Annotated in this window: 12 protein-coding genes, 1 tRNA gene and 1 pseudogene; 1 reads left to right on the top strand and 13 read right to left on the bottom strand. The window is 53.0% G+C overall.

Going from position 1 to position 11,709, the window contains the following annotated elements; translation table 11 throughout:
• Positions 1 to 8: 8 nt before the first annotated feature.
• The 5 genes from B3007_RS03665 to B3007_RS03685 all read right to left on the bottom strand — a co-directional run bounded on the left by B3007_RS03665 (position 9) and on the right by B3007_RS03685 (position 4,908).
• Positions 9 to 845, bottom strand: a complete 837-nt coding sequence (locus B3007_RS03665; protein WP_301377023.1) for an HlyC/CorC family transporter — start codon at positions 843 to 845, stop codon at positions 9 to 11.
• 62 nt (positions 846 to 907) lie between these two features.
• Complete coding sequence (ybeY, locus tag B3007_RS03670; protein ID WP_301377022.1) at positions 908 to 1,384, bottom strand: rRNA maturation RNase YbeY; 477 nt, start codon at positions 1,382 to 1,384, stop codon at positions 908 to 910.
• Positions 1,381 to 2,424 carry a PhoH family protein gene (locus B3007_RS03675; protein ID WP_273087894.1) on the bottom strand — a complete coding sequence of 348 codons (1,044 nt, stop codon included), beginning with the start codon at positions 2,422 to 2,424 and terminating at the stop codon, positions 1,381 to 1,383. The genes ybeY and B3007_RS03675 overlap by 4 nt, the downstream gene beginning before the upstream one ends.
• Positions 2,425 to 2,504: 80 nt before the next feature.
• On the bottom strand, positions 2,505 to 3,854 hold the full coding sequence (miaB, locus tag B3007_RS03680; RefSeq protein ID WP_273087835.1) for a tRNA (N6-isopentenyl adenosine(37)-C2)-methylthiotransferase MiaB: 1,350 nt from the start codon (positions 3,852 to 3,854) through the stop codon (positions 2,505 to 2,507).
• 112 nt (positions 3,855 to 3,966) lie between these two features.
• The gene (locus B3007_RS03685) at positions 3,967 to 4,908 is read right to left on the bottom strand and encodes a hypothetical protein (protein ID WP_301377021.1); all 942 of its coding nucleotides are present in this window, start codon (positions 4,906 to 4,908) and stop codon (positions 3,967 to 3,969) included.
• 307 nt (positions 4,909 to 5,215) lie between these two features.
• Between B3007_RS03685 and B3007_RS03690 the strand changes: the two genes are divergently transcribed.
• Positions 5,216 to 5,818, top strand: a complete 603-nt coding sequence (locus tag B3007_RS03690) for a hypothetical protein (RefSeq protein ID WP_297532418.1) — start codon at positions 5,216 to 5,218, stop codon at positions 5,816 to 5,818.
• 36 nt (positions 5,819 to 5,854) lie between these two features.
• Here the strand turns inward: B3007_RS03690 and B3007_RS03695 are convergent, their stop codons facing one another.
• The 8 genes and pseudogenes from B3007_RS03695 to B3007_RS03730 form a co-directional block, all read right to left on the bottom strand.
• Entirely contained in the window at positions 5,855 to 6,031 is a 177-nt protein-coding gene (locus B3007_RS03695; RefSeq protein ID WP_301377020.1) for a hypothetical protein, read from the bottom strand.
• Between the two features lie 16 nt (positions 6,032 to 6,047).
• The gene (locus B3007_RS03700; protein ID WP_301377019.1) at positions 6,048 to 6,617 is read right to left on the bottom strand and encodes a TetR/AcrR family transcriptional regulator; all 570 of its coding nucleotides are present in this window, start codon (positions 6,615 to 6,617) and stop codon (positions 6,048 to 6,050) included.
• Positions 6,618 to 6,696: 79 nt separating this feature from the next.
• A pseudogene (locus B3007_RS03705) lies at positions 6,697 to 7,917 on the bottom strand (multidrug effflux MFS transporter).
• Positions 7,918 to 8,060: 143 nt separating this feature from the next.
• Positions 8,061 to 9,152, bottom strand: a complete 1,092-nt coding sequence (ychF, locus tag B3007_RS03710) for a redox-regulated ATPase YchF (protein WP_297532411.1) — start codon at positions 9,150 to 9,152, stop codon at positions 8,061 to 8,063.
• A gap of 56 nt (positions 9,153 to 9,208) precedes the next feature.
• Positions 9,209 to 9,796, bottom strand: a complete 588-nt coding sequence (pth, locus tag B3007_RS03715; RefSeq protein WP_297532408.1) for an aminoacyl-tRNA hydrolase — start codon at positions 9,794 to 9,796, stop codon at positions 9,209 to 9,211.
• Positions 9,797 to 9,879: 83 nt separating this feature from the next.
• Entirely contained in the window at positions 9,880 to 10,524 is a 645-nt protein-coding gene (locus B3007_RS03720; RefSeq protein ID WP_297532407.1) for a 50S ribosomal protein L25/general stress protein Ctc, read from the bottom strand.
• Between the two features lie 119 nt (positions 10,525 to 10,643).
• Complete coding sequence (locus B3007_RS03725) at positions 10,644 to 11,585, bottom strand: ribose-phosphate pyrophosphokinase (protein ID WP_068442327.1); 942 nt, start codon at positions 11,583 to 11,585, stop codon at positions 10,644 to 10,646.
• Positions 11,586 to 11,631: 46 nt separating this feature from the next.
• Positions 11,632 to 11,706 (bottom strand) — tRNA-Gln (locus B3007_RS03730).
• Positions 11,707 to 11,709: the final 3 nt, after the last annotated feature.

The raw sequence follows: 11,709 nt of genomic DNA on the forward strand, positions 1-11,709 counted from the left end.
AATCGGGCTCAGTCGTCGGTATGAACTTCAAGCAGGTTAATCTGACGGCTGGTGCCGTTGATCACACGGAATTTCATACCCTCAATGCGGATGCTCTCATTACATTCAGGCACCCGGCCGAAATGATGTGTGACGATGCCGCCAATAGTATCGAAGTCAGCGTTAGGTAGCTTCGCATCCAGCGCTTCGTTGAAGTCGCTCAGTGGCGTCAGTGCTTTTACGGTGTAGATACCCGGATCGACTTCTTTGATGTTGTTTTCTTCGTCGTCGAAGTCGTGCTCGTCTTCGATGTCGCCAACGATCTGTTCCAGAACGTCTTCAATCGTCACCAGACCTGCAACGCCGCCGAATTCGTCGACCACAATGGCCATGTGGTTACGGTTCGAGCGGAATTCGCGCAGCAGCACGTTAAGGCGTTTGCTCTCAGGAACAAAGATGGCCGGGCGCAGAATATCGCGCACGCGGAAATCATCGGCGTTGTCTTTAACCACCAACGGCAGCAGGTCTTTGGCGAGCAGAATACCGCTGACTTCGTTCGGGTTTTCGCTGATCACAGGGAAGCGCGAGTGCGCTGAATCGATAATACGTGGCAGGTACTCTTTCAGGCTTTCGTTTTCCTGAATGGAGGTCATCTGCGAGCGAGGAATCATGATGTCGCGAACCTGCATGTCTGAGACTTGCAGCGCGCCTTCAATAATAGTGAGCGTTTCGGTGTCGACGATGCTGCGGTCAGCCGCTTCTCGTACGATGTCTTTCAGGTCCTGCCGGGTGCGTGGTTCGTCCGTAAACAGGTCGCTTATTTTTTCCAGCCAACTTCGGGGTTGGCCCGATCGGTCTTCGCTCATGATGCCTCTTTTCTCCGGATGGGATACGTCAGACCGGAGGTAATTTCCTATGTGTAAACTGCTTACTCAGTATCCGCAGCGTATGGGTCGGGATAGCCGAGCGAAGCCAGCAAGTCGCGCTCCAGCGCTTCCATTTCTTCGGCTTCGTCGTCCTTTATATGGTCGTACCCCAGTAAATGCAAGCAACCGTGGATTACCATATGCGCCCAGTGGGCTTCGGTTGTCTTTTCCTGTTCTTTTGCTTCCTGCTCAACAACACCGACACAGATGACGAGATCACCCAGTAACTCAAGCGGTATGCCCGGGGGCATTTCAAAAGGAAACGACAGCACGTTGGTGGGCTTGTCTTTGCCGCGATACTCACTGTTCAGAGCCTGACTTTCTTCTTCGTCGGTCAGGCGAATGGTCAGCTCGGGTTCCTCAAAATCAGTACGGCCTTTAAGAGCAGTGCTTGCCCATAGGGTGAGCTGCTCTTCGGTCGGCAAGGTATTGAGGTGCTCGATACTTTCAGCAAGCTGAACATCTAACAGCAGGTTCATTCGCCGTGATCTTCGCTTGGATGACTTGCCTGAGCAGCGAGTGCATCGGCCTTGGCCTGCGCTTTTTCAGCAGCGCGGCGCGCGTCTTCTTTCTCGTCGTGTTTGTCGTACGCATCAACGATCCGCTGAACCAGTGGGTGGCGTACTACGTCACGGTTATTAAAGCGGGTGATGCCGATGCCTTCGACGCCGTCGAGCACTTCCAGACCGTGTTTCAGGCCCGAATACACACCTCGCGGCAGGTCGACCTGGGTGATGTCGCCGGTAATCACGGCTTTAGAGCCAAAGCCAACCCGGGTCAGGAACATTTTCATCTGTTCTTTCGTGGTGTTCTGACTTTCATCGAGAATCACAAACGAATGGCTCAGAGTCCGACCACGCATGTAAGCCAGTGGGGCGATCTCAATCTGATTGCGTTCAATCATCTTGGTAACGGCTTCAAAACCCAGCATCTCGTACAGAGCGTCATATAACGGGCGCAGGTACGGATCAATTTTCTGAGCCAGGTCACCGGGCAGGAAGCCGAGCTTTTCACCGGCCTCAACCGCAGGGCGCACCAGCAGAATACGTTTCACATCATCGCGCATCAGGGCTTCAACGGCGGTGGCAACGGCAAGGAAGGTTTTGCCCGTACCGGCCGGGCCTATACCGAAGTTGATGTCGTATTTGCGTACCTGATCCAGATACTCAAGCTGGTTCTCGCCTCTGGGCTTAATCACCGCCAGTGGAGTCTTGATGATGCCTTTGTCGGCGTCGTAGGTGCGCTTACCGCGCTGCGACGGCCGGGCACTGTCTTCCTGTAGAAACAGGTGAATCAGGTCGGGGCTGATTTCAGTGCCTTTGCCGGTTTCTTTGTAGAGGCGCTGCAGTAAGTCGGCGGCACGTTTGGCCGGGCCGACTTTGCCCTCGATCTGAAAGCGGTTGCCGCGATTAAAAATGTCCAGCTCGTAATGATCAGCAATCTGCTTGATATGTCCGTCCAGATTGCCGCACAGGTTTGCGAGACGACTGGCGTCATCCGGCTCCAGAGTAAAACTCACGGCATGCTGTTTAGCGGTCGGTTCAGGGCTTGTGCTGCTTTGCTGCTCGTCGGACAAATTGACCTCGATATGATGGTTGATCAGTACGCTTGCGACGCGTCAATGATGACGCCACGCAGGCTGTTCGGGTAGGCATCTTCAATGCTGACCCGGACGAATTTTCCGATCATAGACTGATCGTCACACTTAAAGTTTACCACCCGGTTGTTTTCGGTGCGGCCTTGAAGCTCGCCTGGGTCTTTCTTAGACACGCCAGTCACCAGAATGACTTCTTCACGTCCGACCATGCGGCGGCTGATCTGCTGTGCATTCTGCACAATACGGTCCTGCAGTATCTTCAGACGTTGCTTCTTCAGTGATTCGGGGGTGTCATCATCCAGCTGCGCTGCTGGGGTACCAGGGCGGGCGCTGTAAACAAAGCTGAATGAGGTGTCAAAACCGATCTCGTCGATCAGTTTCATGGTGTCGAGAAAGTCTTCTTCCGTCTCACCCGGGAAGCCGATGATAAAGTCGGATGAAATTGAGATATCAGGGCGCAGTTCGCGCAGACGGCGGATCTTATCGATATAAAGATCAATTTCGTGGCCACGTTTCATGGCTGCAAGAATGCGGTTAGAGCCGCTCTGAACCGGCAGGTGTATGTGGCTGACCAGCTCAGGAACTTCCGCGTAAACCTCGATCAAGCTGTCGCTGAACTCGACCGGATGAGACGTTGTAAATCGGATGCGGTCAATGCCATCGATTTCGGCTACCTGAGTAATCAGTTCGGCCAGGTCTGCATAGTCATCATCGCCCGTGTCACCCTGATAGGCGTTCACGTTCTGCCCAAGCAGGTTAATTTCACGCACGCCCTGAGCTGCGAGCACTTCACATTCTTTCAGCACGTCAGCCAATGGGCGGCTGACTTCTTCGCCGCGGGTGTAGGGTACGACGCAGAAGGTGCAGTATTTCGAGCAGCCTTCCATCACTGACACAAACGCCGAGCTGCCTTCAGACTTAGGGGCAGGCAGATGATCGAACTTCTCGATTTCGGGGAAAGTGACGTCCACAACCTGAATCGCATTACTGGCCTTGTTCACCATCTCTGGCAGGCGGTGCAGCGTCTGTGGGCCAAAGACCATATCCACAAAAGGCGCGCGTTTCATGATGGCGTCGCCTTCCTGGGAGGCCACACAGCCGCCGACGCCAATCTTAAGATCCGGATTGGTCGTTTTCAGGTTCTTCCAGCGGCCCAGTTCATGGAAGACTTTCTCTTGTGCCTTCTCACGGATAGAGCAGGTATTCAGCAGAATGACGTCAGCCTCTTCAGGGTTGTCCGTGACCACCATTTTATGGCTTTCACCCAGCATGTCGGCCATACGTGATGAATCGTATTCGTTCATCTGGCAACCGTGGGTTTTGATGTAAAGCTTTTTCGCCTGTTCAGTCATACTGCTGTGTCTGGTCGTTCAAAAAAAGGGGCGACAGTATACAGCCTCTGCTCACTTATTCGCCAGTGCTGAGACTGAGAAAGCCGGGTTGTCGCCCCTGTGAATCCGTGGGTCAGCGCTGAATTACACCTTCAATTTCTTCAGCCAGCTGACGCGATTGCTCATCCATGGGCAGGTGACGGATATCCGGGTATTTCAAAGCGACAGCGATGTTGTATAACCAGCGCTCGATACGCAACACCAAGGCTTCAGCATTGTCTTTATCTGCGTCCAGAACCTCATTGCTCATTGCCAGAATGATCTGGGCATGGTCGGCAGCGGTTTTTGCTGCTTCCCGCTGCGCAGCGATCTCTGCGTCAGCCCGGGGGGCTTTGCTGATGAGGTCTTCTGCGGAAGCCAGCGCTGTTGTTGCTGTGCTGAAACTGCGCGGGATCAGCTTTTCTGCACCCGCTTCACGCATAGCGGCAATCCGGTTCCGGGTCTGTTGTAGCTGGATAAAACCGATGGTACGGACTTCAAGGTCGTGCATATCCAGCAGAAGCTGGCGTTGTGTCTGGCTGGCGCTTGCTGGTGCGCCAGTGGTCTCTAAAGTCCGGATAATACCGTCGAGATCTTCATTGACCGCGCGATACTCACTTGGGTAATAGGTATCGGCGCGGATACTGTTCAGAACCTCGAGATGCGCCAGAGAGGGCGCAAGGGTCTCTCTGGCAACTAAGGTGTGATCCTGCGCCTTCTCAAACGTAGCCAGGGCCGTTAATGCCAGTTCTCTGACTTCGTTGTCAGCTTTGCCTTTGTCACGGGCCTGCTTCGCATCGTTGAGATAGTCGTTGGCAGAGTCAGTCATGGCCGGTGCAAAGCGGTAAGTTTCCTGAGCTTTGGCCTGGCTTTTCTGCTGTTCGGCCTCTTTGATCAAGGTCGCCCCGGAGCGCACCGTACTGACAGCCTCCCGGCTGGCACGGTCCTGAATTCTATCGAGCCCCTGTGGCGTTGAGGCACAACCCGCCAGAACCGTTGTGGCGAACAGAACTCCAATGAGCGGATAACGGGTCATAAGAACAATCTCCATCGGCAGACCTTGATTACGCTAGAAATGGACGCAGTCTATCATGGAGCACAGAGCGGCTCTGCTTTAATCAGCGCTGCCCCGGCAGAACAGGAATATGCAGGGAGTTCCCGACGGCCTGTTATGACCGCTTTGACGCCTCTCTGTGTGAACTGCAGCAGCTTTACACAATATGGGGCTTGTGTCGGAAGGTGACGGTTGCTATACATTCAGACAGGTGTTGCAGAAAGGGGGACACGGCTCAGACTGCCTGTTACAGGCCAAACCCGATCCAGGTGAATAAGGAGTTGACCTTATGAACGCAGAAATGCAACCGCTTTACTGGCGTATTCAGAATAACGATAACTCAGGCTTTGACGCGGTCAGTCTGCTGATGCCAGCGGGAGAAGGCGAGCCAGCGACTCTCGTACCTACCGAAGTTAGTTTTTGCTCCCGCCGGTCTGGCACGCAAGCAGTTGATGTGCGCTGGACGGACGAAGACTCCGACCTGTTCCTGCACTTGCTGGAACGTGTATCCGATGACCATGCCGATGAAACAGAAGAGGGGATGGTTCTGGATATCAACGATGGTGTCGTTCAGGGGATTGTTCAGCTCGTCGCACTTGCACGTTTTAAAACACCCTGGCCCAGCGATGATCTGGTTGCCGGTGACGTGAACACTGTCCGCGAAGACATCGAAATCGGAGATCTGGTTGCTATTCACACCCACTATGGATGTCCGATGGCAATCGTGGTCGGTATGGATTCTATTGATCTGACGTGTATCTTACTTGAAGACATCGAAGCAGAGGGCGTTTCGATTGTCCCTGAACACAGTGTCTTTGTGATTAACCGAGACAGTGCATTGCCGCCAGCCTTTGCTGAAAGCGATACAGGGGAAGACGCCGTATTCCATTAATTAATTGATTGGTAATGGAATACGGGAGAGGGCTGTTTATTTTGCAGCAGCCCCTTCGCTGTTGCGGGTGCGCCGGCGTTCGAGCGCAATATTGCCAATCAGGTCGTAGTAGTCAGTACTCGCAGTTGCCTTGGCTGCGCGTCGCATAGACTCATTCGCTGCGCTCGTGCTAGCTGGTGTCTGCTTCTCTGCATCAATCAGTGCTGTAGCCATCTTACTCTCCTGAATATCAGTCGCGTTTCTCTATTGCTCCCCAGCATATGCTGAGCAGCATTTCGTCGGTCACTTCCGTGGGTACCGCACAGGGCGCGTTACGATCGGTACGTAACAGCGTCGAAATTCCGCCGTACACAAATACCCCCAGGACATCGTCGGGGATATCTTTAATCAGTCCTTCTTCCCTACCGCGCTCGAACAGAGGATCAATCTTCTCTTTCAGGCGACGCTTTCCTTGTTCCTGCAGCTCACCACGTATTGCAGGGGCAACGCTTAACTGATCAAGGAGCAGGGCGTCTCGGGGAACTTCACGCATGTAGTGATATAGATTGAGCCACACGCTGTTCAATTGTTCCCTTACGCTTGCGTTTTCATCGACATCCTTCAGGCAAGCGTCTGAAAAACGCTCCATCAGGGTCAGGTAGACATCTTCTATCAGCTCTTCCTTGGTTTCGAAGTAACGGTAGATAGTTCCCGCGCCACAACAGGCTTCTTTGGCAACCATTGAAATTGGCGTTGCCTGAAGGCCGTTCTCTGCAATCAGATCGCAGGTGGCGGTGATGATAAGTTCGCGTTTATCCATTTTCTTCATAAAGCGGAATGAACGTTCATTCTGATACTCCTGAGCAATTTACTCAAGTATTGATTGTTGCTTGTATGCATCAGTCTGTTGCGGATGCGTGAATGCCGCTCTGACTTGCCTCTGATTGGCTGGCTTTGCGAGCGAAGAGCAGAAATACCAGTGCGAGAGAGGCGGTCAGCAGGGACACCTCCATCATCGGTACTGGCGTATGGTCGTGGAGTTTTCCCCATAGGAGTCCCGCGAGAGCGCCGCCACTGAACTGTATGACGCCCATCAGTGCCGTGGCTGACCCTGCAACCTCACGGAAATACTGCATGACGGTGCCCATGGTATTGGCTGTGATCAGGCCCAGAGAGCCGACATAGATCATCAGTAGCGGCAGAACCACAGGGAGCTTGAAGTGAGGCGACAGAGCAAGTAGCAGTAGCGCCAGTGCTGACGCGAACTGCAACAGAATTCCTGCGGTCAGCAGCCGCTGCGGAGACCAGTAACGGAGCCAGAATATATTCAGCCGGTTCATCAGCATGATGACAATGACATTCGCACCGAATAACCAGGGGAATGTCTGCTCGTTCTGTTCAAAGTGTTCCAGATACAGGTACGGCGATGCGGTGATAAATACAAACATGCCACTGTATGCACTTGCCAGCATCAGAATATACCGACGTGCGACGCGGTGCTTCAGGACAGTCGCATACCCCGCCCACGGCGAACGCTTAATCCTCCGGTGAGGAGGGTGGCTCTCAGGAAGTTGCCAGACCAGAATTCAGATAAGAATGGCGGCGTAGGCACTGAGAATACCGAAGATACTTCTCCAGCCGCTGAAGGTCAGTACCAGAGATCCTAACAAAGGCGCAGCGAGTGGAGCGGCCATCATGATCATGGCTACCATAGACAGTACTCTGGCAATGTCAGTGCCATCGAAATGGTCACGGACAATGGCGGTCGAGTTCACGACGGCAAGTCCACCGCCTATTGCCTGCAAGCCGCGGAGCAGTAACAGACCATCAAGAGAACTTACGTGGGTCAGAGCAACGCTGGCGATGCCAAATAAGGTTAAGCCCAGAAAAATGACTGGTCGGCGGCCAACGCGGTCAGAGAGTGGGCCACCCGTAATCTGACCGAGCGCAAACCCAAGCAGGAAGGTGCTGACAGAGAGCTCGACATGATGAATGTCACTGCTTAACGACCCAGCCATGGCTGCCATCGCGGGCAGGTACATATCGATGGAGAGCGGACCAATGGCGGTCAGCATGGCCAGCAGAAGTGGCAGTGGTAGTCGGAATGCAGGAGTCGTCATAAATCACCGGGCAGTTTACAGCCTCTAGTCTAGTTGTTTCGCTGGTGAATTAAGAGAGTGGGAAAATGAATTGATTGTTCCAATAAGTTTGGCTTCCGGGAGAACCCCTGAAGCCAAACCTTGATAAACGACTTTTGCGTTGATCAGACGTTGAAGCGGAAGTGGATAACGTCGCCGTCTTTGACGATGTACTCTTTACCCTCTAAGCGCCACTTACCGGCTTCCTTCGCACCGTTTTCGCCGTTGTACTCAATGAAGTCGTCGTAGCCAACCACCTCGGCACGGATGAAGCCGCGCTCAAAGTCAGTGTGAATCGCAGCGGCCGCACGCGGTGCCGTTGAGCCTACTTTGATGGTCCAGGCGCGTACTTCTTTAACACCTGCGGTAAAGTAGGTCTGTAGGCCCAGAAGTTGATAACCAGCGCGGATAACGCGGTCCAGCCCCGGTTCTTCCATGCCCATCATTTCCAGGAAGTCGGCCTTTTCGTCGTCTTCCAGTTCTGAAATTTCGGCTTCAATCTTGTTGCATACCACGACCACTGAAGCACCTTCTGATGCAGCGACTTCGCGTACTGTATCCAGATAAGGATTATCCTCAAAGCCTTCTTCTGAAACGTTGGCGATGTACATGGTTGGTTTGGTGGTCAGAAGATGGAATTGACGTGCAACACGTTTCTCATCGTCGTCCATATCCAGCATGCGCGCGGTTTTGCCTTCTTCAAAATGAGGAATCAGCTTCTCAAGCAGGGCCTTCTGAGCGATGGCGTCTTTATCACCACCTTTCGCGGTGCGGGTGACTCGCTGCAGCTGTTTCTCACATGAATCAAGGTCAGCCAGCACCAGCTCAGTATTGATGATGTCGATATCGGCCGCAGGGTCTACCTGATTCGCTACGTGAATAACGTTGTCGTCTTCGAAGCAGCGTACAACGTGCGCAATCGCGTCTGTTTCGCGGATGTTGGCCAGAAACTGGTTACCCAGACCTTCACCTTTTGATGCACCAGCGACCAGGCCTGCGATATCGACGAATTCCATGGCGGTTGGAATGACTTTCTCAGGGTTAACGATCGCTGCCAGTGCATCAAGGCGTGGATCGGGCATGTTCACCATGCCAGTGTTAGGCTCAATGGTACAGAAGGGGAAGTTCTCTGCCGCGATGCCTGATTTGGTCAGAGCGTTGAAGAGTGTTGATTTACCGACGTTGGGCAGACCAACGATTCCGCATTTAAAGCCCATTTCTGTATCCCGATCGTATGTTTGGTTGGTGTATCTGATTACTTGTGGCGGGTATTTTACCCTTTAAAGCTGTGAAGTCGATTCATAGCTTTCGGCAAGTCACCGGCGATCGCATCTGGCAGTACACGTATTGCCTCATCGATGACACTGTCGATGGCTTGTTGTTCTGCTTTGCTGGCGCGTCCCAGTACATGACCGGTGACCAGATTTTTATCACCCGGGTGACCAATACCGACCCGCAGGCGATGGAAATCTTTCTGATTGCTCATACGAGCGATGATATCGCGAAGACCGTTCTGTCCACCGTGACCGCCTCCGGTTTTGAACTTGGCAACGCCAGGGGGCATGTCCAGTTCGTCATGGACGACCAGAATTTCGCTGGTTTTGATTTTGTAGAAGTTCGCTAATGCGGCTACCGCCTGACCACTGCGATTCATAAAGGTCGTTGGCATAAGGAGATAGCATTCCTGACCGCCAATGCGCCCTTTGCCAGAGAGTCCGAAGAATTTTTTGTCTGGTGAAAGCGTGATGCCTTCCTGTCGGGCGAGGCGTTCAACCAGCCAGAAACCGGCATTGTGGCGGGTGTTTTCGTATTCTGCGCCTGGGTTGCCAAGGCCTACGATTAAGCGAATTGGATCAGCCATACAATGTCCATTCGATATCAGTGTGATAAATAGCAGACAATAAAAAAGCGGGGACAAGCCCCGCTTTTCTCTGAGCGCAACGATTACTCGTCGCCGCCTTCAGCTTCAGCGTCTTCAGCTTCGTCTTCTTTCGAACCTTTAGGCTCGATTACAGAAACAACTGAAGTATCGTGTTCTTCACCGTGTGACAGTGCCAGAGACTCAACGCCTTTAGGCAGTTTCAGGTCAGACAGGTGGATTACACCGCCAACTTCAACGTCAGCCATGTCGATTTCGATGTACTCTGGCAGGTCGCCAGCGGCACATACGATTTCAAGGGTGTTCATCTGGTGCATAATCTTACCGCCGCCGAGCTTAACGCCTTTACAGGTGTCTTCGTTCAGGAAGTGCAGTGGAACGGTAGTAGTGATCTTAGAAGACTTGCTTACGCGCTGGAAGTCAGCGTGCCAGATCAGGTTCTTCGCAGGGTGACGCTGCAGATCCTTCAGGATTACAGTTTCGTCTTTTCCATCAACAGACAGAGTGATCATTGAGCTGTAGAAAGCTTCTGATTCCAGAGCTTTGTTCAGTTCATTCGCCTTCAGAGTGATAGGCGTAGGCTTACGGTCGTTACCACCGGCTTTACCGCCGTAGATGATTGCTGGAACGCCGTTCTCGCGACGCAGGCGGCGGCTCGCACCTTTCCCCGCATCTTCGCGAGTTACAGCAGACAAAGTGAAGTCTGACATAGTGATTTCCTCATTTCAGGATGTAAAAACCGCCGGAGTTTGCGACCAACGCCGGCGGTCGTTATAGCAACACCTTGTGGTGTTGCCGATAATCAGTTCGTTGTTCTTAAGCTCGCGGCTTAACGGAACATCGCACTGATGGATTCTTCGTTGTTTACGCGACGGATCGACTCTGCCAGCAGACCTGCAATGGTCAGTTGGCGGATCGTGCCGGTTGCGCGGGCGGCTTCAGACAGAGGGATAGTGTCAGTCACTACCAGCTCGTCGAGCTCTGCACTGGCAAGGCGTTCAATCGCGGGCCCGGATAGTACAGGATGCGTACAGTAGGCGACAACCTTTTTCGCACCAAATTCTTTCAATGCTTTCGCTGCCTGACACAGGGTACCGGCGGTATCGACCATGTCATCGACCAGAACACAGGTACGGTCTTTCACATCACCGATGATGTGCATGACTTCAGATACGTTCGCTTTAGGGCGGCGTTTGTCGATAATCGCGAGGTCAACGTTAAGCTGCTTAGCGATCGCCCGTGCACGAACAACACCACCGATGTCTGGTGATACAACGATCAGATCTTCAAAGTTCTGACGTTCCATATCGTCCAGCAGGATAGGGGAGCCATACACGTTATCCACAGGGATATCGAAGAAGCCCTGAATCTGGTCAGCGTGCAGGTCAACAGTCAGAACACGGTCAATACCAGAACCTGACATCATGTCAGCTACGGCGCGCGCAGAAATAGGCACACGAGCACTGCGTGGACGACGATCCTGACGGGCGTAGCCAAAATATGGAACAACGGCTGTGATACGGCTTGCGGATGCACGACGCAGACCGTCGGCCATCAGCAGCATTTCCATCAGGTTGTCATTGGTTGGTGCGCAGGTAGGCTGCAGGATAAAAACGTCTTTACCGCGAACGTTTTCATTAATTTCGACGGTTATCTCACCATCACTGAATTTGCCCACGGTGGCTTCGCCAAGGGAAAGATCGAGACGCTCGACGACGAGCTTAGCCAGTTCCGGATTTGCATTACCGGTAAATACCATCAACTTAGACACAGTCGTCCCCTTGATGCAGTGATTTCAAAGATGGAGGAGATAGAATTGGCTGAGGTGGCAGGACTCGAACCTGCGAATGACGGGATCAAAACCCGTTGCCTTACCACTTGGCGACACCCCAGCA

The sequence above is a fragment of the Thalassolituus sp. UBA675 genome (assembly GCF_002297765.1).
Taxonomy (GTDB): Bacteria; Pseudomonadota; Gammaproteobacteria; order Pseudomonadales; family Oceanobacteraceae; genus Thalassolituus.

Excerpts from the sequence above, each read along its gene's own strand:
- pth (WP_297532408.1), bottom strand. The coding sequence starts at position 9,796 with ATGGCTGATCCAATTCGCTTAATCGTAGGCCTTGGCAACCCAGGCGCA.
- B3007_RS03700 (WP_301377019.1), bottom strand. The coding sequence starts at position 6,617 with ATGGATAAACGCGAACTTATCATCACCGCCACCTGCGATCTGATTGCA.
- B3007_RS03685 (WP_301377021.1), bottom strand. The coding sequence starts at position 4,908 with ATGACCCGTTATCCGCTCATTGGAGTTCTGTTCGCCACAACGGTTCTG.
- B3007_RS03690 (WP_297532418.1), top strand. The coding sequence starts at position 5,216 with ATGAACGCAGAAATGCAACCGCTTTACTGGCGTATTCAGAATAACGAT.
- miaB (WP_273087835.1), bottom strand. The coding sequence starts at position 3,854 with ATGACTGAACAGGCGAAAAAGCTTTACATCAAAACCCACGGTTGCCAG.
- ychF (WP_297532411.1), bottom strand. The coding sequence starts at position 9,152 with ATGGGCTTTAAATGCGGAATCGTTGGTCTGCCCAACGTCGGTAAATCA.
- ybeY (WP_301377022.1), bottom strand. The coding sequence starts at position 1,384 with ATGAACCTGCTGTTAGATGTTCAGCTTGCTGAAAGTATCGAGCACCTC.
- B3007_RS03695 (WP_301377020.1), bottom strand. The coding sequence starts at position 6,031 with ATGGCTACAGCACTGATTGATGCAGAGAAGCAGACACCAGCTAGCACG.
- B3007_RS03720 (WP_297532407.1), bottom strand. The coding sequence starts at position 10,524 with ATGTCAGACTTCACTTTGTCTGCTGTAACTCGCGAAGATGCGGGGAAA.
- B3007_RS03665 (WP_301377023.1), bottom strand. The coding sequence starts at position 845 with ATGAGCGAAGACCGATCGGGCCAACCCCGAAGTTGGCTGGAAAAAATA.